This window comes from Acidovorax sp. Root402, from assembly GCF_001425125.1.
Lineage (GTDB): Bacteria > Pseudomonadota > Gammaproteobacteria > Burkholderiales > Burkholderiaceae_C > Acidovorax > Acidovorax delafieldii.
This window is the reverse complement of the sequence record NZ_LMDQ01000003.1, coordinates 57403-77766: the sequence shown is the minus strand read 5'-3', so window position 1 is coordinate 77766 and position 20364 is coordinate 57403. Positions and strand designations below refer to the sequence as shown.

General features: G+C 65.1%; 19 protein-coding genes. 12 read left to right on the top strand and 7 right to left on the bottom strand.

The features are described from left to right. Nucleotides 1-145 precede the first annotated feature (145 nt). Together ASC83_RS03825 and ASC83_RS03820 are read right to left on the bottom strand one after the other, a co-directional pair. On the bottom strand, nucleotides 146-1498 hold the full coding sequence (locus tag ASC83_RS03825) for an efflux transporter outer membrane subunit (RefSeq protein ID WP_082522339.1): 1353 nt from the start codon (nucleotides 1496-1498) through the stop codon (nucleotides 146-148). Nucleotides 1499-1794: 296 nt separating this feature from the next. Beyond that, a complete protein-coding gene (locus tag ASC83_RS03820) occupies nucleotides 1795-2790 on the bottom strand; it encodes a helix-turn-helix domain-containing protein (RefSeq protein WP_056058352.1) in 996 nt (331 codons plus the stop codon). Between the two features lie 219 nt (nucleotides 2791-3009). Here ASC83_RS03820 and ASC83_RS03815 point away from each other — a divergent pair, with 219 nt between their 5' ends. From ASC83_RS03815 to ASC83_RS03790, 6 genes are all read left to right on the top strand, one after another. Beyond that, a complete protein-coding gene (locus tag ASC83_RS03815; protein ID WP_056058349.1) occupies nucleotides 3010-4218 on the top strand; it encodes an amino acid ABC transporter substrate-binding protein in 1209 nt (402 codons plus the stop codon). Between the two features lie 4 nt (nucleotides 4219-4222). Beyond that, nucleotides 4223-5101 carry a branched-chain amino acid ABC transporter permease gene (locus tag ASC83_RS03810; RefSeq protein WP_056058345.1) on the top strand — a complete coding sequence of 293 codons (879 nt, stop codon included), beginning with the start codon at nucleotides 4223-4225 and terminating at the stop codon, nucleotides 5099-5101. Beyond that, nucleotides 5098-6030: a branched-chain amino acid ABC transporter permease gene (locus tag ASC83_RS03805; protein WP_056058342.1), complete on the top strand. Its 933-nt coding sequence runs from the start codon at nucleotides 5098-5100 to the stop codon at nucleotides 6028-6030. Before ASC83_RS03810 ends, ASC83_RS03805 begins: the two co-directional genes overlap by 4 nt. Further along, on the top strand, nucleotides 6023-6781 hold the full coding sequence (locus ASC83_RS03800; RefSeq protein WP_056058339.1) for an ABC transporter ATP-binding protein: 759 nt from the start codon (nucleotides 6023-6025) through the stop codon (nucleotides 6779-6781). Before ASC83_RS03805 ends, ASC83_RS03800 begins: the two co-directional genes overlap by 8 nt. Beyond that, nucleotides 6778-7488, top strand: a complete 711-nt coding sequence (locus tag ASC83_RS03795; RefSeq protein WP_056058336.1) for an ABC transporter ATP-binding protein — start codon at nucleotides 6778-6780, stop codon at nucleotides 7486-7488. Before ASC83_RS03800 ends, ASC83_RS03795 begins: the two co-directional genes overlap by 4 nt. A gap of 217 nt (nucleotides 7489-7705) precedes the next feature. Beyond that, nucleotides 7706-9157 (top strand): aldehyde dehydrogenase, encoded by a 1452-nt coding sequence (locus ASC83_RS03790; protein ID WP_056058333.1) that lies wholly within the window; start codon nucleotides 7706-7708, stop codon nucleotides 9155-9157. Nucleotides 9158-9220: 63 nt separating this feature from the next. On the opposite strand, the gene tsaD is transcribed toward ASC83_RS03790, so the two are convergent. Both tsaD and ASC83_RS03780 read right to left on the bottom strand, forming a co-directional pair. Further along, the gene (gene tsaD, locus ASC83_RS03785) at nucleotides 9221-10261 is read right to left on the bottom strand and encodes a tRNA (adenosine(37)-N6)-threonylcarbamoyltransferase complex transferase subunit TsaD (RefSeq protein WP_056058330.1); all 1041 of its coding nucleotides are present in this window, start codon (nucleotides 10259-10261) and stop codon (nucleotides 9221-9223) included. Between the two features lie 44 nt (nucleotides 10262-10305). Then, the gene (locus tag ASC83_RS03780; protein WP_056058327.1) at nucleotides 10306-11466 is read right to left on the bottom strand and encodes a branched-chain amino acid ABC transporter substrate-binding protein; all 1161 of its coding nucleotides are present in this window, start codon (nucleotides 11464-11466) and stop codon (nucleotides 10306-10308) included. A gap of 257 nt (nucleotides 11467-11723) precedes the next feature. On the opposite strand from ASC83_RS03780, the gene ASC83_RS03775 reads away from it, so the two are divergent. The 4 genes from ASC83_RS03775 to ASC83_RS03760 all read left to right on the top strand — a co-directional run bounded on the left by ASC83_RS03775 (nucleotide 11724) and on the right by ASC83_RS03760 (nucleotide 15971). Further along, complete coding sequence (locus ASC83_RS03775; RefSeq protein ID WP_056058325.1) at nucleotides 11724-12350, top strand: ANTAR domain-containing response regulator; 627 nt, start codon at nucleotides 11724-11726, stop codon at nucleotides 12348-12350. 520 nt (nucleotides 12351-12870) lie between these two features. Beyond that, entirely contained in the window at nucleotides 12871-14115 is a 1245-nt protein-coding gene (locus ASC83_RS03770) for a CmpA/NrtA family ABC transporter substrate-binding protein (RefSeq protein ID WP_015015145.1), read from the top strand. Between the two features lie 63 nt (nucleotides 14116-14178). Further along, complete coding sequence (gene ntrB / locus ASC83_RS03765) at nucleotides 14179-15141, top strand: nitrate ABC transporter permease (RefSeq protein WP_056058321.1); 963 nt, start codon at nucleotides 14179-14181, stop codon at nucleotides 15139-15141. After that, a complete protein-coding gene (locus tag ASC83_RS03760) occupies nucleotides 15138-15971 on the top strand; it encodes an ABC transporter ATP-binding protein (protein ID WP_056058319.1) in 834 nt (277 codons plus the stop codon). The genes ntrB and ASC83_RS03760 overlap by 4 nt, the downstream gene beginning before the upstream one ends. 228 nt (nucleotides 15972-16199) lie before the next feature. Here ASC83_RS03760 and ASC83_RS03755 read toward each other — a convergent pair whose 3' ends face one another. Next, a complete protein-coding gene (locus ASC83_RS03755; RefSeq protein WP_056058315.1) occupies nucleotides 16200-16637 on the bottom strand; it encodes a CBS domain-containing protein in 438 nt (145 codons plus the stop codon). A 535-nt stretch (nucleotides 16638-17172) separates the two neighbouring features. On the opposite strand from ASC83_RS03755, the gene ASC83_RS03750 reads away from it, so the two are divergent. Next, the gene (locus ASC83_RS03750) at nucleotides 17173-17463 is read left to right on the top strand and encodes a DUF4148 domain-containing protein (RefSeq protein WP_056058312.1); all 291 of its coding nucleotides are present in this window, start codon (nucleotides 17173-17175) and stop codon (nucleotides 17461-17463) included. Nucleotides 17464-17547: 84 nt separating this feature from the next. Next, complete coding sequence (locus tag ASC83_RS03745; protein WP_056058309.1) at nucleotides 17548-17841, top strand: hypothetical protein; 294 nt, start codon at nucleotides 17548-17550, stop codon at nucleotides 17839-17841. Between the two features lie 161 nt (nucleotides 17842-18002). On the opposite strand, the gene ASC83_RS03740 is transcribed toward ASC83_RS03745, so the two are convergent. Together ASC83_RS03740 and ASC83_RS03735 are read right to left on the bottom strand one after the other, a co-directional pair. Further along, nucleotides 18003-19022 (bottom strand): TRAP transporter substrate-binding protein, encoded by a 1020-nt coding sequence (locus tag ASC83_RS03740; RefSeq protein ID WP_056058306.1) that lies wholly within the window; start codon nucleotides 19020-19022, stop codon nucleotides 18003-18005. Between the two features lie 48 nt (nucleotides 19023-19070). Next, a complete protein-coding gene (locus tag ASC83_RS03735; protein WP_056058302.1) occupies nucleotides 19071-20363 on the bottom strand; it encodes a TRAP transporter large permease in 1293 nt (430 codons plus the stop codon). Nucleotide 20364 lies beyond the last annotated feature (1 nt).

Below are 20364 nucleotides of genomic sequence, written 5' to 3'. Positions count from 1 at the left end.
AGTTACTCATAGCGCATGAAACTGGCGCGGCCAAAGTGCAGGCAGCCGAGCAAGGGCCGCCCCGCAGTGAGGGCTGCGTCCCCCAGCCCGCATTGCGCAGCAATGCGAGAGCGGGGGGAAGGCGCGCAGCGACTCAGAGGGTGCTTCATGTCTTCCAGCCGCCGCCCAACGCCTTGTAGAGACGCACATGGTCTGCCGCGACGGCAGCGGTGGTGGTGGCCACGCTCTCTTGCGTGGACAGCAGCGTGCGCTGCGTCTCCAGCACCGCCTGAAAGTCGATGAGACCACTGCTGTAGCGCTGCTGCGCCAGCAGCGCGGCGTTGCGGGCGGCGTCTGCGGCGGCCGTCAGTCGCTCCAGTTTTTCACGATCGCCACGCAAGGCCACCAGCGCGTTCTCCACATCCTGCAGGGCCGTGAGCACGGTGGCTTCGTAGGCTACGCGGGCCTGCTCCAGCGCGGCAGACTGCACGCGCACCTGGGCGCGGGCGGCGCCGCCATCCAGCAGCGGGATGGACACGCTGCCCAGTAAGGCGCTGGTTACCGCACTGCCCCCCGACAACGCGCCCAGCGTGAGGGCACGAAGGCCCAGCGAGCCACCGAGGGAGAAGCTGGGGTAGCGCGCCGCATCGGCCTGCGACACGCGCGCCAGGGCGGCAGCAATGCGCTGCTCGGCCGCACGCACATCGGGGCGTTGGCGCAGCGTCTCGGCCGGGATTGCCAGCGCCAGTTCTGCGGTGGGCTGCGGCACGGGCGCGCTGGCGGCCAGCGTGGCATCCAGGGCACCTGGCACCTGGCCTGTCAGCACGGCCAGGCTGTAGCGCGACTGCGCCAGGCTGGCTTCCAGGCTGGGAATCTGCGCGGCGGTCTGCTCGGCCGCTGCACGGGCCTGCTCGGTGACGAGCGAGGTGGTGAGCCCGGCCTGCAGGCGCCACTGGGTGAGCTGCAGGGTCTCTTGCTGGCTGGCCAGGTTGCTGCGCGCAATGGCCAGGCGCTGCTGCAGCCCGCGCAGCTCGATGTAGTTAACGGCCACCTCGGCGGCCAGCGACACCTGCACGTCGGTCAGGCTGGCCTCTGCCGCGCGGGCGTCGGCCTCGCTGGCGCTCACGCCGCTGCGCAGGCGGCCAAACACATCGGGCTCCCAGCTCGCATCAAAACCGGCCTGAAAGGTGTTGCCCGGGCTGTTGCTGGCCCGGCTGCGCTGCGCCGAAGCCGACGCACCTACGCTGGGCAGCAGGCCGGCCGATTGCACATCCACCTGGGCGCGTGCCTGCTGCAACGACGCCTGGGCGGTGCGCACGCTGGTGTTGGCGCGCAGGGCTTGTTCTACCAGCGTGGTGAGCGAAGGGTCGTCAAAACGCTGCCACCACTGGGCCAGGGATGTAGCCGTAGCCCCTTGCGCTGTGCCGTTGCCCCCCGCAGACCAGGCCGGGGGAACGGCCACTGCGGGCAATGCGCGATCCGTGGGTGCCAGGCTGGCACACCCGGCGGTGGCCAGCACGCACAAAAACAAAGCCGTTTGCCTCCACGGCACAGCACGCAAAGGTTGCGCTGCGCGGGCAGTGGGTGTGCCGGTAGAGGCAAGTGGGAGAAAACGCATGGGCAATGGCTACGCAGGGGAAAACTCCATTGTGAGCAGCGATTGCGCCAACAACGTACCCACTGGGTCAAGCCCGCGTAAAGAATTGATGCAAGGCAAAGGTCACGCAGCCACCGTGCCGATGTGGCGTGTGGCTAAAACACGCAAGCATGCGGCGCCGCACAGACGGCCCCACACGCAAGTGGCCGGGGTGCCGCTCAGTGCGCGAGCCGCGATTCTTCCCGCAACAGCACCACCGGCGCCAACGCGCGAGCCCGGTACTCGCTGGGGCTGCACCCCACATGCGAGCGGAACGCGCGGCTGAAATGCGCGCTGTTGCTGAAGCCCCAGGACAACGCAATGTCAGTGACCGAGCGCTGCGCATGCGCCGGGTGGCGCAGGTCGCGCAGACAGGCCTCCAGGCGGCGGCGCTGGATCATGGCGGCCAGGGTTTCCTCGTCATCGGCCACCGCGTTGTACAGGTGCCGCTTGCTGCAGTTGAGCGCCTGGGCCATGCGGTCGATGGTGAGGTCGGGGTCGCCCAGGTGCCGGTCGATGTATTGGCTGATGCGGTCACGCAGGGCCTCACGCTGCGACAGCAGGCTTTGCTGCCCGTTGCGCTCCAGCAGCGACAGCTGCACCAGGTGCGTGATCACATCGGCCACGCCATCGGCGGCGGCGTCGGACATGGTGGGCAGCTCGGCAAACGCGGCGCGCATGGTGTCCCATGCCAGCCGCGACACGCCGCTGGTGCCCGAGAACCGCTGCACCATCAGGTCATCGAGCTTGAGCTTGCGCTCGGGCAGTTGTTCCTTCGGGATCATCAGCACCATCTGGCGCACGGCCTCGGGGTTGCTCACGGCATAGGCGCGCGTGGTGTCGTACACGCTCCACTCACCCGGCGACAACCATACCTGGCGACCGTTCTGCTCGAAGCACGCGCGCCCTTCGAGCTGGGCCACCACCTTGATGTAGGCCCGGTCGCTGCCCCGAATGAGGCTGGGGGTGCGCACCACGCGGTGGCGGCTCACGTCCAGCTGGCACAGGTTCACATAGCCCGCCTGGCCCGAGGTGATGTGGCCTGCAAAGGCATCGTCACCAAACGCGTCGGACTCCAGCCCGCCAATCAGGCGCCACACCGCATCGCCCCACAGGTGCAGGCGGTCGCGCGCAGGCACGGCGTCGGTGGATACCTCGGTCAGGGGATGGGCCATGGTGTCTCCAGTGCGGGTTGCGCAAGCCTGATGGTTATGCGGCTGAATTATCGGACGCCCCGTTACCCCGTGCCACCGAGGGAAATCCGGGTAAACCCGCTGCCGCCTGCACGCTGAGGCAAGCGTTTTGTGCACGCTGAGCGCAGCGCGCATGAACGCGTCTGCCTACGATTCCCGGCACGGCGTGCACCACGCAGGCCCCATCCGAGGAGACACACAATGACAGCACACCAACCCTCCAAGCGCCAGTGGATCAAGGGCGCCGCCGCAACGGTCGGCACCCTGGCCGTGGCACCCCAGCTGTGGGCCCAGGGCAGCAGCGCGGCACCCGTGCGCATCGGCTACGCCATCGCCCGCACCGGCCCCTGGGCGGCCGGTGCCCAGGTGAGCCAGGAGCCCAACTACCTGCTGTGGGCCGAGCAGGTGAACGCAGCGGGTGGCCTGAGCGTGAAGGGCACCAAGCGCCCCATCGAACTCATTGGCTACGACGACCGCAGCGAGACCGAGACCTGCGTCCGCACCTACGAAAAGCTCATGGGCAGCGACAAGGTGGACCTGATCCTGCCGCCCTGGGGCTCGGGCGCCAACTTCGCCATCGCGCCGCTGGCCAACCGCTTCGGCTACCCGCTGCTGGCACCCACGGCGCTGTCGCGCAAGCTGATCGACATGAACCTGCCCTACTTCTTCTCGCTGCTGCAGCAGCCCGACAAGATGATGGGTGCGCTGGTGGACATGCTGGTGGCCAACAACGTCAAGACCATTGCCATCGTCTACATGGACGACCTGTTTGGCCTGGAGAACTTTGCCGCGCTGAACAACGCCCTCAAGAAGACCAGCATCCAGGTGCTGGAGCGCAAAAGCTACCCGCTGGGCGTGAAGGACCTGGCGCCCGTGCTGCGCGGCATCAAGGACCAGAACCCTGACGCCTTCATCGGTATCACCTACCCTCCCGACACCATCCTGGCCAGCCGCCAGGCGCGCGAGGTGGGACTGAACCCCAAGTTCTTCTACGCATCGGTGGGCACGGCCTTCCAGCTCTACAAGAACGTGATGCAGGCCAACACCGAGGGCGTGATTGGCATGGGCTCGTGGAGCGTGAAGACGAGCCCCGAGGCCAAGGCGTACTTCGACGCCCACGTGAAGAAGTTCAACAAGGAGCCCGACCGCTGGGCCAGCGGCCACGCGTGGGCCGGCCTGCAGATCCTGCAGCAGGCCGTGGAAAAGGTGGGCCTGGACCGCAAGGCACTGCGCGAACACATCGCCAAGAACGAGTTCCAAACCATCCTGGGTGGTATTCGATTCCAGGGCAGCGAGAACGCCTCCATCCCCGGCACCGTGAGCCAGTGGCAGGGCAGCGACTTCGAAGTCGTGTGGCCCAAGGACCGTGCCACGGCGCAGTTGAACACCGCGAAACCAGCCTGGAAATAACAAAGTGTCTCTGACTTCCTGGGCCGAACTGGTCGCCAGTGGCCTCATCACCGGCGGCATCTATGCGCTGGTGGCCATGGGCCTTAACCTGCAGTACGGGCTGATGCGCATCATGAACATCTCGCACGGCGAGTTCCTGATGGTGGGCGCCTTCCTCACCTGGTCGGCGCACACCCTGTGGGGCATCTCGCCATTGCTGCTGATGCCGCTGGCTTTCATCGCATTGTTTGTTTTGGGGGTGGTGGTGCACGCGCTGTGCTTCAAGCGCCTGGCAGCGCGCGCGCCCAATGTGGACGTGTTCGAGGCGCGCAGCCTGATGGTGGGCTTTGGCCTCATGTTCCTGGTGCAGAACACTGCCCTGCTGATCTGGGGCGGTGACCTGCGTGGCTATGAATACCTGGCCGACCCGGTGCAGATTGCAGGCATGCGCTTCACTGAAAACAAGCTGGTGCTGTTTGGCGTGGCACTGGCGCTGTCGGCCGCGCTGATTGCGCTGCTCAAGCTCACGCTGCTGGGCAAGGCGGTGAGGGCGCTGATGCAGTCGCCCACGGGCGCGCAGCTGGTAGGTATCAACACGCGGCGCCTGCACCCGATGATGTTTGGCATTGGCCTAGGCCTGTCGGGCGTGGCGGGTGCGCTGCTGTCGATGACGTATGAGATTTCTCCGTCGATGGGTGAGCCCTACACCGTGACGGCGCTGATCGTGATCACGCTGGGCGGCTTTGGCAGCCTGGCAGGCAGTCTGGCCGGTGGCTTGCTGCTCGGCGTGGTCGAGGCGCTGGGTATGCATTTCAGCAGCCCGTCTCTCAAGATGCTGCTGAGCTATGCAGTGTTCATCGGCGTGCTGATCTGGCGCCCCAACGGTTTGTTTAGCAAGAAATGAAACTCCTCCCTTCCAACAAGCCCTGGCTTGCGCTCGCAGTGGGCGTGGCCGTGGTCGCCACCCTGCCCTGGCTGGTGTCCGAGTTCGCCACCTCGGTGCTGCTCAGCTGCCTGATGTACATCGCGCTGGCCACCAGCTGGTCGCTGTTCTGCGGTGCCACCCGCTACCTCTCACTCGCCACGTCGGCTTTCTTCGGCATTGGTGCTTACACCAGCGCCACGCTACTGGGCGTACTGCCCTGGCCGCTGGTGATTCTGAGCGGCGCACTGATCGCCACCATCGTGGCCGTGGTGATGGGTGCTGCCGTCCTGCACCTGCGCGGCACCTACTTTGCGGTGCTCACCTTCGGCATGACGGAGTTGATCCGCCATGCCGTCACCTTTGTCGAAAAGCAGGTCTCTGGCACCGTGGGCCGCGTGCTCACGGTGGTGCCCAGCAACGAGACGGTTTACCTCACGGTGCTGCTGATCGCGGCGGCGGCCATTGCCACCGCCATTGCCATCCAGCGCAGCCGCTTTGGCCTGGCGCTGTCGGGCATCGGCGCCGACGAGCAGCGCGCCCAGACGCTGGGCGTGGACACGCGCCTGGCCAAGATCGCAGGCTTTGGCATCACCGCCGCCTTTGCAGGCGCCGTGGGCGCGGCCATGGCCGTGCGCTGGACCTACATCGAGCCCGCAGCCGTGTTCAGCCCCTTTATCGGCTTCCAGACGGTGCTGATCGCGTTGATTGGCGGCGCGACCAGCATTGGCGGCCCCATCCTGGCGGCCATCGTGTTCAGCCTGCTGGCCGAAACCCTGCGCCTGCAGCTGCCTTACGGCTACATGATGGTGTTGGGCCTGCTGCTGATTCTGTGCGTGATGTACTTGCCCAATGGCCTGGCCACGCTGTGGCAACGGCGCAAGCCTGCTGCGGAGGCGCACCATGGCTGAAGCACTTTTGACCATTGACACCGTGACCGTGCGCTTTGGCGGCCTGACTGCCGTGGATGGCGTGAGCGCCACGCTGCACACGGGCGAACTGATCGGCATCATCGGCCCCAACGGTGCGGGCAAGACCACATTCTTCAACGCCATCTCGGGCGTGCAACCGCCTACCTCGGGCACGCTGCACTGTGGTGCCGACAACCTGACCGGCAAGGGCCCGCACCACTATGCGGCCCACGGCATTGCTCGCACCTTCCAGACGCCGCGCGTGTTCCCCGACATGACGGTGCGCGACAACGTGCGCTTTGGCATGCAGTTCGCGGGCCGCCACCGCCAAGGGCCCGAGGGCCTGCGCAGCGAGGAGGAAATCCTCGCCATGCTGGGCCTGGCGCACCTGGCCGACCGCCCCGCCGCCGACGTGACGCCGTCACAGCAACGCCTGCTGGAGATCGGCATGGCCCTGGGCACACGCCCACGCCTGTTGTTGCTTGACGAGGTGGCTGCGGGCCTGACCGAAGCCGAGGTCGATGCCATGGCCCAGCGCATCCGCCGCCTGCGCGATGACTGGGGCCTGACGGTGGTGTGGATCGAGCATGCGGTGACCACGCTGCTCAAGTACGTGGAGCGCGTGCTGGTGCTGCACCAGGGCCGCAAGATTGCCGATGGCACACCCGCCGAGGTGGTGCGCGACCCGCAGGTGATCGAGGCCTATCTGGGTGACGAAATGACAGCCACCAACGAAGGAGCCACGGCATGAGCGGCGCACACCTCACCGTGCAGAACCTGACCACGGGCTACCACGGCTTTCAGGTGCTGCAAGACCTGGCACTGGAAGCAGCGCCCGGCATCACCGTCATCGTGGGCCCCAACGGCGCGGGCAAGACCACGCTGCTCAAGGCCCTGGCGGGCCTGCTGCCGCGCCAGGGCGCGGTGACGCTCGATGGCCAGGCCGTGCCTGCGATGAACGCCACGGCCTGCGTGCAACGCGGCCTGGCGCTGGTCGCCGAAGGTCGCCAGCTGTTCCCCCAGATGACGGTGACAGAAAACCTGGAGCTGGGCGGCTGGCTGGTGCCGTCACGCGTGCGCGCCGAGCGGTTGCACCAGGCGTTTGAAGACTTTCCCCGCCTCAAGGAACGCGCCCATCAACTGGCCGGCACCATGAGCGGCGGCGAGCAGCAGATGGTGGCCGTGGCCCGCGCCATGATGAGCGGCCCGCGCCTGTTGATGCTGGACGAGCCCTCGCTGGGCCTGGCACCCCGCATGGTCGATGAGCTGCTGGCCATCGTGCAGCGCATTGCCGCACAAGGCGTCACCGTGCTCATGGTGGAGCAGAACGTGCGCAAGGCGCTGCAGATCGCGCAGCGCGGCTATGTGCTGGAGCGCGGGCGCATCGTGGCCTCGGGCGAGGCATCGACCCTGCTGCAGTCCGACGTGGTGCGCCAGGCCTACCTGGGCATGGCCTGAAATCTATGAAGCACCCCCTGAGTCGCTTCGCGCCTTCCCCCTCTCCTTCGGGAGGGGAACGCCCCCAGCGCGGCGGGGCTGCCCTTGCGCGGGGGCACTGGCCTCGGCACCGCCGGTTTCGGGAGCCGTAGGTCATCGCGAAAACCGTGCGGCGCTATCGCCTCCCATCATTTCGATTGCTTCTATTTTCTTTTTTGCCATCCAGGAGATTTATTCCATGACTGCCATTGCCATGTTGATCAACGGCGAGCGCGTGCAAGCCACCGGCGGCGCCACGTTTGAGCGTCGCAACCCGCTCGATGGTTCGGTCGCCACCACGGCACCCGCTGCCAGCGTGGCCGACGCCAAGGCCGCTGCCGACGCGGCCGCCAACGCCTTCCCGGCCTGGTCGGCCCTGGGGCCCAACGCGCGCCGCGCGCTGCTGCTCAAGGCGGCACATGCGCTGGAGGCCCGCACGGCCGACTTTGCGGTGGCCATGGCGGCCGAGACCGGCGCCTCGGGCATGTGGGCGGGCTTTAACGTGCACCTGGCTGCCGGCCTGCTGCAGGAAGCCGCAGCCCTGACCACGCACATTGCAGGAGAAGTGATTCCGTCCGACGTGCCAGGCAGCCTGGCCATGGGCGTGCGCCAAGCAGCGGGTGTGGTGCTGGGCATTGCACCGTGGAACGCACCCGTCATCCTGGGCGTGCGCGCGATCGCCACGCCACTGGCCTGTGGCAACACGGTCATCCTCAAAGGCTCAGAGCTGTGCCCCGCCACACACGGCCTCATCATCGAGGCGCTGCAGGAGGCCGGCTTGCCCCCCGGCGTGGTGAACTTTGTGACCAACGCACCCGCCGACGCAGGCGCCGTCGTCGAGGCCATCGTGGCCCACCCGGCAGTGCGCCGCATCAACTTCACCGGCTCCACCAAGGTGGGCCGCATCATTGCGCAGACCTGCGCCAAGTACCTCAAGCCCGTGGTGCTGGAGCTGGGCGGCAAGGCCCCCCTGCTGGTGCTGGATGACGCGGACATCGACGCCGCTGTCGCAGGCACCGTGTTCGGCGCATTCGCCAACTCGGGCCAGATCTGCATGTCCACCGAACGCATCATTGTGGACAACGCCGTGGCCGACGCGTTTGTGGCCAAGCTGGGCGAGCGCGCCAAGGCCCTGCCCCTGGGCGACCCACGCAAGGGCCCGGTGGTGCTGGGCTCGGTGGTGGACATGACCACGGTGCAGCGCTGCAACGCCCTGATCGACGACGCGCTGGCCAAGGGCGCCACGCTGGCCTGCGGCGGCAAGAGCGACAGCACGCTGATGCAGGCCACGGTGCTCGACCATGTGACGGCCGAGATGGACATCTACCGCGAAGAATCGTTCGGCCCCGTCAAGCCCGTGGTGCGCGTGAACGGCGTCGAGGAAGCCATTGCCTGCGCCAACGACAACGAGTTCGGCCTGTCCTCCGCCGTGTTCAGCCGCGATGTGGCCAAGGCGTGGAATGTGGCCGCACGCATCGAGTCGGGCATCTGCCACGTCAACGGCCCCACGGTGCATGACGAAGGCCAGATGCCTTTTGGCGGCGTGAAAAGTTCGGGCTATGGCCGCTTTGGCGGCATGGCTGGGGTGCGTGAATTCACCGAACTGCGCTGGATCACGGTGCAGACCACGCCGCGCCACTATCCGTTCTGAACATCAAAAAAGATAGCGCCTAGCGCATGATTTACCTGCGCTAGGTGCCACTTTTCTTCAAAATCACACGGTGATGGCATCCAGCGGCCAGCGCGGCTTCACGTCAAAGGCGTAGTCGGTGTTGGCCTGCTGCTGCCCAGCCTGCAGCCGCATGGCCGCCGCCATGGCAATCATGGCGCCGTTGTCGGTGCACAGGTGCAGCTCAGGGTAGTGCACCCGCACCTTGGCGGCGGCACAGGACGTGTTGAGCTGCGCGCGCAGGTGCCGGTTGGCCCCTACGCCACCGGCGACCACCACGCGCTTCAGACCGGTCTGCTTGAGCGCAGCCAGCGTCTTCTTCACCAGCACTTCGACAATCGCAGCCTCGGTGCTCGCCGCCAAGTCGGCCTTGCGTGCCTCCAGCTCATCGCCCAGCTTCTTGGCCTGCGTGAGCACCGCCGTCTTGAGCCCGGCAAAAGAGAAATCGAGGTTACCACTGTGCAGCAGCGGGCGCGGCAGCTTGAAGGCTGCGGCATCGCCCTGCTCAGCCAGGCGCGAGAGCGCTGGCCCACCCGGGTAGCCCAGGCCCATGAGCTTGGCGGACTTGTCGAACGCCTCGCCAGCAGCATCGTCAATGGTCTCGCCCAGGATCTCGTAGCGGCCCACGCCATCCACCCGCATCAGCTGCGTGTGGCCACCCGAGACGAGCAGGGCCACAAAAGGGAATTCAGGCGGGTCGGCGCTGAGGAAGGGCGACAGCAGGTGCCCCTCCAGGTGGTGCACGCCCAGCACCGGCTTGTCCAGTGCAGCACCCAACGCGCACGCCACGCCCGCCCCCACCAGCAGCGCACCGGCCAGGCCCGGGCCGCGCGTGTAGGCCACCACGTCCACATCGGCCAGCGACTGGCCAGACTCGGTCAGCACCTGCGTTGCCAGCGGCAGCACACGTCGGATGTGGTCACGGCTGGCCAGTTCGGGCACCACGCCACCGTAGGCCTGGTGCATCTCAATCTGGCTGTGCAGCGCGTGCGACAGCAACGTGGGCACGGCATTGCCCGTGGAACGGACCAATGCCACGCCCGTTTCGTCGCACGAAGATTCAATACCGAGGATCAGCAAGCTCATGCCCCGAGTGTAAAACCCGGGGCCGATCCGTCCCGGAGGGCTGTTTACCAGCGGTCCGACCGCATGCGCAACTCCCAGTTGCCGCTGCGCAGCTCGTACACACCCACGGCACCGTAGCGTTGCTCGCCCTTCTCATCCCAGGTCATGGTGCCAATCACCGGGGCATAGCCGTTGATGCTGTGCAGGGCCTTGGTGATTTCCTTGGGGTCGGCGGACTTGGCTTTCTGGATGGCCGCCGAAAGCACATACGTGCTGTCGTAGCTGTAGTGGCCGCCATAGGCAGGAGGCTTCTTGAAGGCGGCGATGTACTTTTCAAGGAAGGGCTTGCCGGTGGTGAACTCCTTGGCTTCCAGCACTGGCGAGGTGGCGTACAGCGCCTGCACGATGCCTGCGCCCTTGGTCATGTCGGTGGTCTTGATGGTGTCGCCACCCAGCAGGCTGACCTTGGTGTGGTCTACCTTCTTGAGCGCTTCGAGCAGCGCCAGGGCCTGGAAGTCGTTGAGGGTAGAAACAATCACCTCCACGTTGGCGGCCTTGAGCTCACCGGCCAGCTCGTCGAAGGCCACGGTCTTGTCGTCGAAGGACTTGCGCACCACGACTTCCTTTTTCTCGGCCTTGAGCTGTTCGGCAGCGCCATCGGCCAGGCCCTTGCCGTAAGGGGTGCCGTCGTCCAGCGCGGCGTAGCGGTTGGCGCCCAGCTGCGTGGCCGCAAAGGAGCCGATGGCGCGCGCCTGCAAAGTGTCGTTGGCCACCATGCGGAACGTGGTGGGGAACCCGAGCTGCGTGAACTTGGGGTTGGTGGAGATGGCGATCTGTGGAATGTCCTTGGCGGCGTAGATGGGGGCGGTCTCAATGCTCACGCCCGAGTTGAGGTGGCCCACCACGGCTACCACACCCGCATCCACCAGCTGCTGGGCGACCGCCTTGCCGGTGGTGGCGTCGGCCTTGTCATCCACGGACACGACCTCCAAGGTCACGCGCTTGCCGTCCACGGTGTAGCCGGACTTGTTGAGTTCCTCCACCGCCAGCTTCACGCCATTGAGCAGATCCTGCCCCAGGGCGCCCAGCGGGCCGCTCAAAGGCTGTGCAACACCAATTTTGATGGTGTCCGGCACCTTGCCGCATCCGGTCAGGAGTGCAGCAGTCGCCACTGCGGTCAAGGCCAGGCTGGCCGAGAAGCGGCGCCGGTTCATGTGCTTGTTCATGCAAAAAACTCCATTTCAGTGTGTCTGTGTGACCAGATGTATATGCGACGCCCTGCTGGGTGAGCTACCGGGTATGCCCTCCCACGGTGTCAGTATTAGCAACTTTCAGGCCCCACAACGGGGGCCAGGGCGCCCAGGCCTGGCGGGCCTGGGGCTGGTATGGGCCCTGGGTGAAAGCCCATCGCAACGGCGCTCTGGGGCCGTGCACCACCCCGGCGCACCAATTTGTGGCGTAAAAATTGCTTATGCTTACGGGTATGAATGAGGCTTTGCGCATCGTGGTGGTTGCCCCGGATCTGGCAGTCGCCGACCCTGACGACGAACACGCCGTGGAGCAGGCGGAGCGGTCGCGGGCGCTGCGCATCGGCCTGCTGGAGAACAACTTCAACCTGGTGGCCACGCTGCCCGCCGACGTGTTTCTGAGCGAGCGCATTGCCCAGCTGCAGCCCGACCTGATCATCGTGGACGCCGAGAGCGAGGCCCGCGACGCGCTGGAGCATGTGGTGATGGCCACACGCGACGAACGCCGCCCCATCGTGATGTTCACCAACGATGAAGACACCTCGCACGTGAAGGACGCGGTGGCGGCCGGTGTGTCTGCCTACATCGTGGCGGGGTTGGCACCGCAGCGCATCCGCCCCATTCTGGACGTGGCTATGGCCCGCTTCCAGCACGAACAGGCCTTGCGCGCCGAGCTGGCCGACGCCAAGACCGAGCTCAAAGACCGCAAGACCATCGACCGCGCCAAGGGCCTGTTGATGCAGCGCCAGGGCCTGACCGAACAGGCCGCCTACGAAAAGCTGCGCAAGACCGCCATGGACAAGGGCCTGAAGCTCGTGGACGTGGCTCAGCGCATGCTGGACGTGATGGATCTGCTGGGGTAAAACCAAAGAACAACCCCCTGAGCGGCTGCGCCGCTTCCCCCTTCTCTCGAATGACTGCGTCATTCGGGAAGGGGGACGATGCCCTCGCTGCGGGGCGGCCCTTGCTGGGCATCCCTCGCCAGGGCCGCGCCCAATTCTCCAAGGCCCCTCCCAAATGGTGCGCCGCACAAAGGCAGTGCGACCACACTGATCACAACAAGAACATCCCTGCTGCAAGCCCCGCAGACGTGTAGCGCTTATTGATCAAGCGCAGACAGCTATTCATTCCATAGCAACCAACGCTCCAACATGGCGCAGCGCACGCTGGCACGCGCTTTGCATTGCACAGTGCAAGACCAATGCAGGTCTGACCACTGACAGCACTGACCCAACGGCGGGCCGGTGCTGGCAAGGAGCCCCGGACCCGTTCCAGGCTCCACCCAGGACAAAGGCGTCCCCACCCGCTCCCGGCGTTGCTTTGATGCAGCCAGGCGCGGTGTGAGGACGCCTTTTTTGTTTTTCACGCCACCAGGGATGCCCCATGACCGATCTGTTGAAAACCAGCCTCAACCGCCGCACCGTGCTGCAGGCCGCCACCGTGGGCGCTGTGGGTGTGAGCCCCGCGCTGCGCGCGCTCGTCCACGCAGCGGGCTCCGACGCCCCCGAGAAGAAGGAAGTCAAGATCGGCTTCATCCCGCTGACCGACTGCGCGAGCGTGGTCATGGCTTCAGTGCTGGGCTTCGACAAGAAATACGGCGTGACCATCGTCCCCAACAAGGAAGCCAGCTGGGCGGGCGTGCGTGACAAGCTGGTGAACGGCGAACTGGACTTTGCCCATGTGCTCTACGGCCTGGTCTATGGAGTGCACCTGGGCACCGCCGGTCCCAAGAAGGACATGGCCGTGCTCATGAATCTGAACAACAACGGTCAGGCCATCACCCTCTCCAAGGCCTTGGCCGACAAGGGTGCGGTGGATGGCCCGTCCCTGGCCAAGCTCATGGCCAGCGAGAAGCGTGAATACACATTTGCGGGCACCTTCCCCACCGGCACCCACGCAATGTGGATGCACTACTGGCTGGCAGCGGCGGGCATCAACCCGCTGTCGGGTGCCAAGCTCATCACCGTGCCCCCGCCGCAGATGGTTGCCAACATGCGCGTGGGCAACATGGACGGCTTTTGTGTGGGCGAGCCCTGGAACCACCGCGCCATCATGGATGGCATCGGTATCACGGCCAACACCACGCAGGACATCTGGAAGGACCACCCCGAGAAGGTGCTGGGCACCACGGCCGAGTTCGTCAAGAAGTACCCCAACACCACGCGCGCCGTGATGATGGCCGTGCTCGAAGCCAGCCAGTGGATCGACGCCAGCCTGTCCAACAAAATGAAGATGGCCGAGACCGTGGCCGGCAAGGCGTATGTGAACACGGGCGTGGATGCCATCAACCAGCGCATTCTGGGCCGCTACCAGAACGGTCTGGGCAAGACCTGGGACGACCCCAACCACATGAAGTTCTTCAACGACGGCGCGGTGAACTTCCCCTACCTGTCGGACGGCATGTGGTTCCTCACCCAGCACAAGCGCTGGGGCTTGCTGAAGAGCCACCCCGACTACCTGGCCGTGGCCAAGGAGGTCAATCAGGTCGAGCTGTACAAGTCGGTGGCCAGCGCCATGAAGATCAGCGTGCCCAAGGATGTGCTGCGCACCAGCAAGCTCATCGACGGCGTGGTGTGGGACGGCAAGGACCCTGCCAAGTACGCCGACGGCTTCAAGATCAAGGCCTGACGGCAACCCTGCCCCAGCGCCCGCCCGGCCACCCCGCAAGCAAGCCCTGCACAGGAGAACACCATGGTCAGTGCCGTCTTTCATTCCCCGTTGGATGCAGCCCCCGTGGCCGCACAGAATGCTATGAATACTGTAGCTGCAAGCACAACATCCACTAGCGCAAGAAGCCAAAAGGCTGCGACATCTGCCCCCAAGTCACCCGCAGCGCCCACCAGCGTGGCCACTGGCCGCGACTGGTCCGCCCTCTCGCGCAGCTTCTGGCTGGCCGTGCTGCCGCCGCTGTGTGGCCTGGGCCTGCTCGTCGGCCTGTGGGCGGTGGTCTCCACCACCACGGGCGGCAGCATCCCCAGCCCCAAGGACACCTGGCTGCAGGCGCTGGAAGTGTTCAGCAACCCCTTCTACCGCAACGGCCCCAACGACCAGGGCGTGGGCTGGAACGTGCTGATGAGCCTGCAGCGCGTGGCCATCGGCTTCGGCATGGCGGCGCTGGTGGGCATCCCCGCGGGGTTTGTGATCGGACGCTTCAATTTCCTGTCGCGCATGTTCAATCCGCTCATCAGCCTGCTGCGCCCCGTGTCGCCTCTGGCGTGGCTGCCGATCGGTCTGCTGGTCTTCAAAGGCGCCAACCCGGCGGCCATCTGGACCATCTTCATCTGCTCCATCTGGCCCATGATCATCAACACCGCCGTGGGTGTGCAGCGCGTACCGCAGGACTACATGAACGTGGCCCGCGTGCTCAACCTGAGCGAATGGAAGATCGCCACCAAGATCCTGTTCCCCGCCGTGCTGCCCTACATGCTGACCGGCGTGCGCCTGGCCGTGGGCACCGCGTGGCTGGTGATCGTGGCGGCCGAGATGCTGACCGGCGGCGTGGGCATCGGCTTCTGGGTGTGGGACGAGTGGAACAACCTCAACGTCAAGAACATCATCATCGCGATCTTCGTGATCGGCATCGTCGGGCTGCTGCTGGAGTTTGCACTCATCAAGCTGGCCACCGCATTTACGTTTGAAGAGGTGAAAGCATGAACACGACAGCTCCATCCCCCCACCCTTCCATGAGCACCAAGTTCATCGAGATCCACGGCGTCGAGCAGACCTTCAAGACGGCCAAGGGCCTGTTCCCGGCGCTGCGCGACATTCACTTGACGATTGCCAAGGGCGAGTTCGTGGCGCTCATCGGCCACTCGGGCTGCGGCAAGTCCACCCTGCTCAACCTGATTGCCGGCCTGACGACCCCCACCAACGGCGCGCTGCTGTGCGCCAACAAGGAGATCAAGGGACCGGGGCCGGAGCGCGCCGTGGTGTTCCAGAACCACTCGCTGCTGCCTTGGCTCACCTGCTTTGACAACATCTACCTGGCTGTGGAGCGCGTGTTTGGCGCCAAGGAAACCAAGGCCCAGCTCAAGGCCCGCACCGACGCCGCATTGGCGCTGGTGGGCCTGACCCACGCGGGGCAAAAACGTCCGGGCGAAATCTCGGGCGGCATGAAACAGCGCGTGGGCATCGCCCGGGCCCTGAGCATGGAGCCCCAGGTGCTGCTGATGGACGAGCCCTTCGGCGCGCTCGACGCCCTGACCCGCGCCAAGCTGCAGGATGAGCTGCTGGAGATCGTGGCGCGCACCCAAAGCACCGTGGTGATGGTGACCCACGACGTGGACGAAGCCGTGCTGCTGTCCGACAAGATCGTGATGATGACCAACGGCCCGGCCGCCACGATTGGCGAGGTGCTGACCGTGGACTTGCCCCGCCCCCGCAAGCGCGTGGAGCTGGCCGAGGACCCGCAGTATGTGCACTACCGCAAGGCGGTGATCGACTTTCTGTACACGCGCCAGGGGCACGTCGAGAAAGCCGCTTGAGCGGCCGGTCAGCAGCGCACCCGGACGCCCAAAACAAAAGGGCTCTGACCAGATCGGTCAGAGCCCTTTTTCGCTGTGTCCCCATGGCAGAGCTGCCGCACGCGCGCAGCTCCAGACCAGCGCACCCGCGCAAGGGCCGCCCCGCCGCGCTGAGTGCGTCCCCCTTCCCGCATCGCGCAGACCTTCGAGAGAAGGGGGGAAGGCGCGTAGCGCCTCAGGGAGTTGCCCTCAGTGGCTGCCGGTGATGTAGTTCTCCAACTGCTCAATGATGAATTTCTGCTCGGAGATGATGTCCTTGACCAGGTCGCCAATGGAAATCATGCCCACCAGCTTGCCGCCATCCACCACGGGCAGGTGGCGCAGGCGGTTGTTGCTCATGAGCTGCATGCACTGCTCGCTGGTCTGGTCCGGGCGCACAAACATCACGGCCGAGGTCATCACATCCTTGACCTGGGTGACGGCTGAAGTGCGCCCCATGAGGGCAATTTTGCGGGCGTAGTCCCGCTCGGTGAAGATGCCGACGATGGACGAGCCCTCGGTCACGATGAGCGCGCCAATGCCCTTGTCGGCCATGAGCTGGAGGGCATCCAGCACGGAGGCAGCAGGGCTGATGGTGTGGACGGTGGCGTCGGGTTTGGACTGAAGAATCTTGGCGACTGCGGTCATGGAAACCTCCCTCGTGAAAACGGAAACGGGCACAGGGAGATTTCAGCCCATAAGGCCCGTGCGCGCAACCCACGCAAGCCCCATGTGCAGCGCTTTTTGATCATCTGTTGCACGGCGAATGCAATGGATGTTTCTGCGCCGTTGCATACCGCCTTGCGCGAAACAAACTGAAAAGAAGCGAAACCGCGGCGAGACGACGCCCCCGGCCTGCCCCGGCACGATGGAGCCCATGTTCAACGCACCGACCACGTTCACCTCTGCGGCATATGTTGCCTGCCAGCGCCGGCGGATTCCATGGCAAACCGCCAGGGTTCCGAGGGCAGGCAGACACGGCAGACGGCCCGGGAGATTGTTTCCAATACTGGAACAGTTAGTTCGCGACTCAGTGGTTTTTCTCTGAACAGCACCGGCGTACAGTTCATCCCATCGATGAGCCGAACCCGCAAGGCGACTCACCGAACCCGGTGCGAAGCGAGTCGTTTCTGATCTTCACCCGGTTTTTTGAGACGCTTTTTTAACTTCAAGGATTTCCATCATGAACAACACCGCACGTTTCCTGTCTATCGCCGCTGTCGCTGCTTTCGCTTCTTTCGGTGCCCAAGCCGACGAAGCTGACGCTTCGCAGTTCGCTACCCAATTCGAAACCAGCCGCACCCGCGCCGAAGTGATCGCCGAAGCCGCTACGGCTGTGCAAATGCGCAGCCAAGAGCCCGCAGGCTCCCGCGTGGTGACCTACAAGTCCACGGCTGACCGCGCTGCCGTGCGTGCCGAAGCTGCCGCACAAGCCATGCGCACTGGCCGCGTGGGCCCTGCTGAAGGCGGTTGATTCAATTTCTTGAATCCACAGCTTCACCCACCGCGTATTCCAGATACCTCGTCCCCATTTTTCGAATTTCACAGGAGTTTCATCATGAACAAGACTGCCCGTTTCCTCTCTATCGCTGCTGTTGCTGCTTTCGCTTCTTTTGGTGCCCAGGCTGACGAAGCCGATGCTTCGCAGTTCGCCACCAAGTTCGAAACCAACCGCACCCGCGCTGAAGTGGCTGCCGAAGCTGCTACCGTGGCCCAGACCCGCTCCATCGAACCCGCTGGTTCGCGTGTGGTGACCTACAAGTCCACGGCTGACCGCGCTGCCGTGCGTGCCCAGGCCGCTGAAGCACTGCGCACCGGCCAGATCTCGTCCGGCGAAATCGGCTCCATGTAATTCGCTGGGCCTGCACCACGGTGCAGGTAGAAGGTTGCAAATGCCAAAAAGGCCGAGGCCCCTGCAGGGGCCTCGGCCTTTTTTGATGGTACTTCGCTAAAAAGAGAAGCTCGAGGCCCGCCCCCGACAGCTTGGCGGCCGCCGAGGGTCTCCGCCAAGATTTACTTGCCCGCGCGCGCCTGGGCCACCGCTGCCTGTACGTCCTTCCACAGCGCTTCGCCCACGTTGGCGGCAATGCTGGCGTTCACGGCACTGAGCTTGTCGCGCATGCGGTTGGCTTCAGCTGCGGGCAAATCATTGACCTGCATGCCTTTGCCCTTGAGGTCAGCCAGCGCCTTGTCGGCCTCGGCACGGGTGTCCTGGCGCTCGAAGTCGCGGCTCTTCTTGGCGGCGTCGAGCAGCACCTTCTGCTCGGCCTTCGACAGGCCATCCCAGTACTTCTTGCTCACCAGCACGATCCAGGGGCTGTAGACATGGTTGGTCACCGTGAGGTACTTCTGCACCTCATAGAACTTGCTCGACAGGATGGTGTTGTAGGGGTTCTCCTGGCCGTCCACCGTCTTGGTTTCGAGGGCGGTGAAGAGCTCGGAGAACGGCAGCGGCACCGCATTGGCGCCCAGGGTCTTGAAGCTGTCGAGGAACACGTTGTTCTGCATCACGCGCAGCTTGATGCCGTCCATGTCTTCCAGCTTGTTCACCGGGCGCTTGCTGTTCGTGAGGTTGCGGAACCCGTTCTCCCAGTACACCAGGCCCACCAATCCCTTTTCCTGCAGCTTGTCCATCACCTTTTGGCCCACAGGGCCGTCCAGCACCACATCGGCTTCCTTGGCGTTGTTGAACAGGAACGGCGTGTCCCAGATCGCCATTTCCTTGGTAATGCCCACCAGGGTGGCGGTGGAGCCCACCATCATCTCCTGCGCACCGCCGATCAGGGCCTGCTGCATCTGTACGTCCGAACCCAGTGCGGCGGCACCGATGGCGCGAATCTTCATCTTTCCGCCCGAGGCCTTTTCCACTTCCTGCGCAAACAGCTTGGTGGCCCGGCCCTGGTTGGAGTCCTCGTTGAGGCCGTAGCCAAAACGGATGATGCGCGGCTTGAAGTCTTGGGCTGCGGCCTGGAACGAGCAGGTGATGGCAGCGACCGACAGGGCGGCCAGCAGGGTGCGACGGAAAGTTTTCATGGTTGTCTCCATTGGCAAGAAAAACGGGGAAGAGGAGCAGGCAAACGGCTAGCGCAGCCAGACGACGGGCGCAGTCACGATCTGCGGGAAGACCACCAGCAGCGCCAGAATCAGCACATAGGTGATGAGAAAAGGATTCACGCCCTTGATGACGCTGTGCATCGAGATGCGCCCCACCCCTGCCACCACGTTGAGCACCGTGCCCACGGGCGGCGTGATGAGGCCAATGGCGCCGTTGAGCACGAACATCAGGCCGAAATACACCGGGTCGATCCCCGCCTTGACGGCGATGGGCAGCATCACAGGCGCGAAGATCAGGATGGTGGGCGTGAGGTCCAGCGCCGTGCCGATGAGCACCAGCACGATCATCATCACGGCCATCAAGAGGCGCGGGTTCTCCACCAGCGGGCCCAGCCAGCTGGTCAGCACGTTGGGCAAGTCGGCCAGCGTGATCATGTAGCTGGCCACCTGGGCACCAGCACACAGGAACATCACGATGGAGGTCGTCTTGGCCGCCCGCACCAGCACGCCGTAGATGTCGGCCAGCTTCATCTCGCGGTGGATGAACAAGGCCACCACCAGGGCATAGAACGCAGCCACCACGGCGGCCTCGGTGGGCGTGAACACGCCGGTCTTCATACCGCCGATGATGATGAGCGGCATCAGCATCGCCCAGAAGGCGCGCACGGTGGCGCGCAGGCGGTCCTTGACGGGCAAGGGCTCGCCCTGGGGCAGGTCCATGCCGCGCAACACCCAGCGCCAGGCAAAGATGAGACCCACGCCCATCATCAGCCCCGGCACGATGCCCGACACGAAAAGCGCCGAGATCGAGGTATTGGTCGTCACACCGTAGATCACAAAGGGCATGGACGGCGGAATGATGGGCGCGATGATGCCGCCCGAGGCAATCAGCCCGGCGGATGTGTTCATGGGGTAGCCCTGCTGGCGCATCATGGGCAGCAGGATGGTGGCCAGCGCGGCGGTGTCGGCCAGGGCCGACCCGCTCATGCTCGCCATCAGCACCGCAGCGCCAATGGCCACATAGCCCAGCCCACCCCGGATGTGCCCCACCCAGGCCTGCGCCATGTCGATGATGCGGCGGCTGATGCCGCCGGAGTTCATCAACTCACCCGCCAGGATGAAGAAGGGCACGGCCAGGAGCGGAAAGCTGTCCACCCCGGCCACCAGGTTCTGTGCGAGCAACTGCGCATCCCAGAAGTCGAGCACCCAGGCCATGCCTGCGCCCGTGAGCACCAGGGCCAAGCCCATGTTCATGCCCGTGCCCATCAGCACCAGCATGCCCAGCGAAAAAACAAGAAAAGCCTGCGCTTCGGGTCCCATG

Bases quoted from the DNA above. Each gene is read 5' to 3' on its own strand.
- ASC83_RS03820 (WP_056058352.1), bottom strand. From the start codon at position 2,790: ATGGCCCATCCCCTGACCGAGGTATCCACCGACGCCGTGCCTGCGCGC.
- ASC83_RS03815 (WP_056058349.1), top strand. From the start codon at position 3,010: ATGACAGCACACCAACCCTCCAAGCGCCAGTGGATCAAGGGCGCCGCC.
- ASC83_RS03805 (WP_056058342.1), top strand. From the start codon at position 5,098: ATGAAACTCCTCCCTTCCAACAAGCCCTGGCTTGCGCTCGCAGTGGGC.
- ASC83_RS03800 (WP_056058339.1), top strand. From the start codon at position 6,023: ATGGCTGAAGCACTTTTGACCATTGACACCGTGACCGTGCGCTTTGGC.
- ASC83_RS03795 (WP_056058336.1), top strand. From the start codon at position 6,778: ATGAGCGGCGCACACCTCACCGTGCAGAACCTGACCACGGGCTACCAC.
- ASC83_RS03790 (WP_056058333.1), top strand. From the start codon at position 7,706: ATGACTGCCATTGCCATGTTGATCAACGGCGAGCGCGTGCAAGCCACC.
- tsaD (WP_056058330.1), bottom strand. From the start codon at position 10,261: ATGAGCTTGCTGATCCTCGGTATTGAATCTTCGTGCGACGAAACGGGC.
- ASC83_RS03780 (WP_056058327.1), bottom strand. From the start codon at position 11,466: ATGAACAAGCACATGAACCGGCGCCGCTTCTCGGCCAGCCTGGCCTTG.
- ASC83_RS03775 (WP_056058325.1), top strand. From the start codon at position 11,724: ATGAATGAGGCTTTGCGCATCGTGGTGGTTGCCCCGGATCTGGCAGTC.
- ASC83_RS03770 (WP_015015145.1), top strand. From the start codon at position 12,871: ATGACCGATCTGTTGAAAACCAGCCTCAACCGCCGCACCGTGCTGCAG.
- ntrB (WP_056058321.1), top strand. From the start codon at position 14,179: ATGGTCAGTGCCGTCTTTCATTCCCCGTTGGATGCAGCCCCCGTGGCC.
- ASC83_RS03760 (WP_056058319.1), top strand. From the start codon at position 15,138: ATGAACACGACAGCTCCATCCCCCCACCCTTCCATGAGCACCAAGTTC.
- ASC83_RS03755 (WP_056058315.1), bottom strand. From the start codon at position 16,637: ATGACCGCAGTCGCCAAGATTCTTCAGTCCAAACCCGACGCCACCGTC.
- ASC83_RS03750 (WP_056058312.1), top strand. From the start codon at position 17,173: ATGAACAACACCGCACGTTTCCTGTCTATCGCCGCTGTCGCTGCTTTC.
- ASC83_RS03745 (WP_056058309.1), top strand. From the start codon at position 17,548: ATGAACAAGACTGCCCGTTTCCTCTCTATCGCTGCTGTTGCTGCTTTC.
- ASC83_RS03740 (WP_056058306.1), bottom strand. From the start codon at position 19,022: ATGAAAACTTTCCGTCGCACCCTGCTGGCCGCCCTGTCGGTCGCTGCC.
- ASC83_RS03735 (WP_056058302.1), bottom strand. From the start codon at position 20,363: ATGGGACCCGAAGCGCAGGCTTTTCTTGTTTTTTCGCTGGGCATGCTG.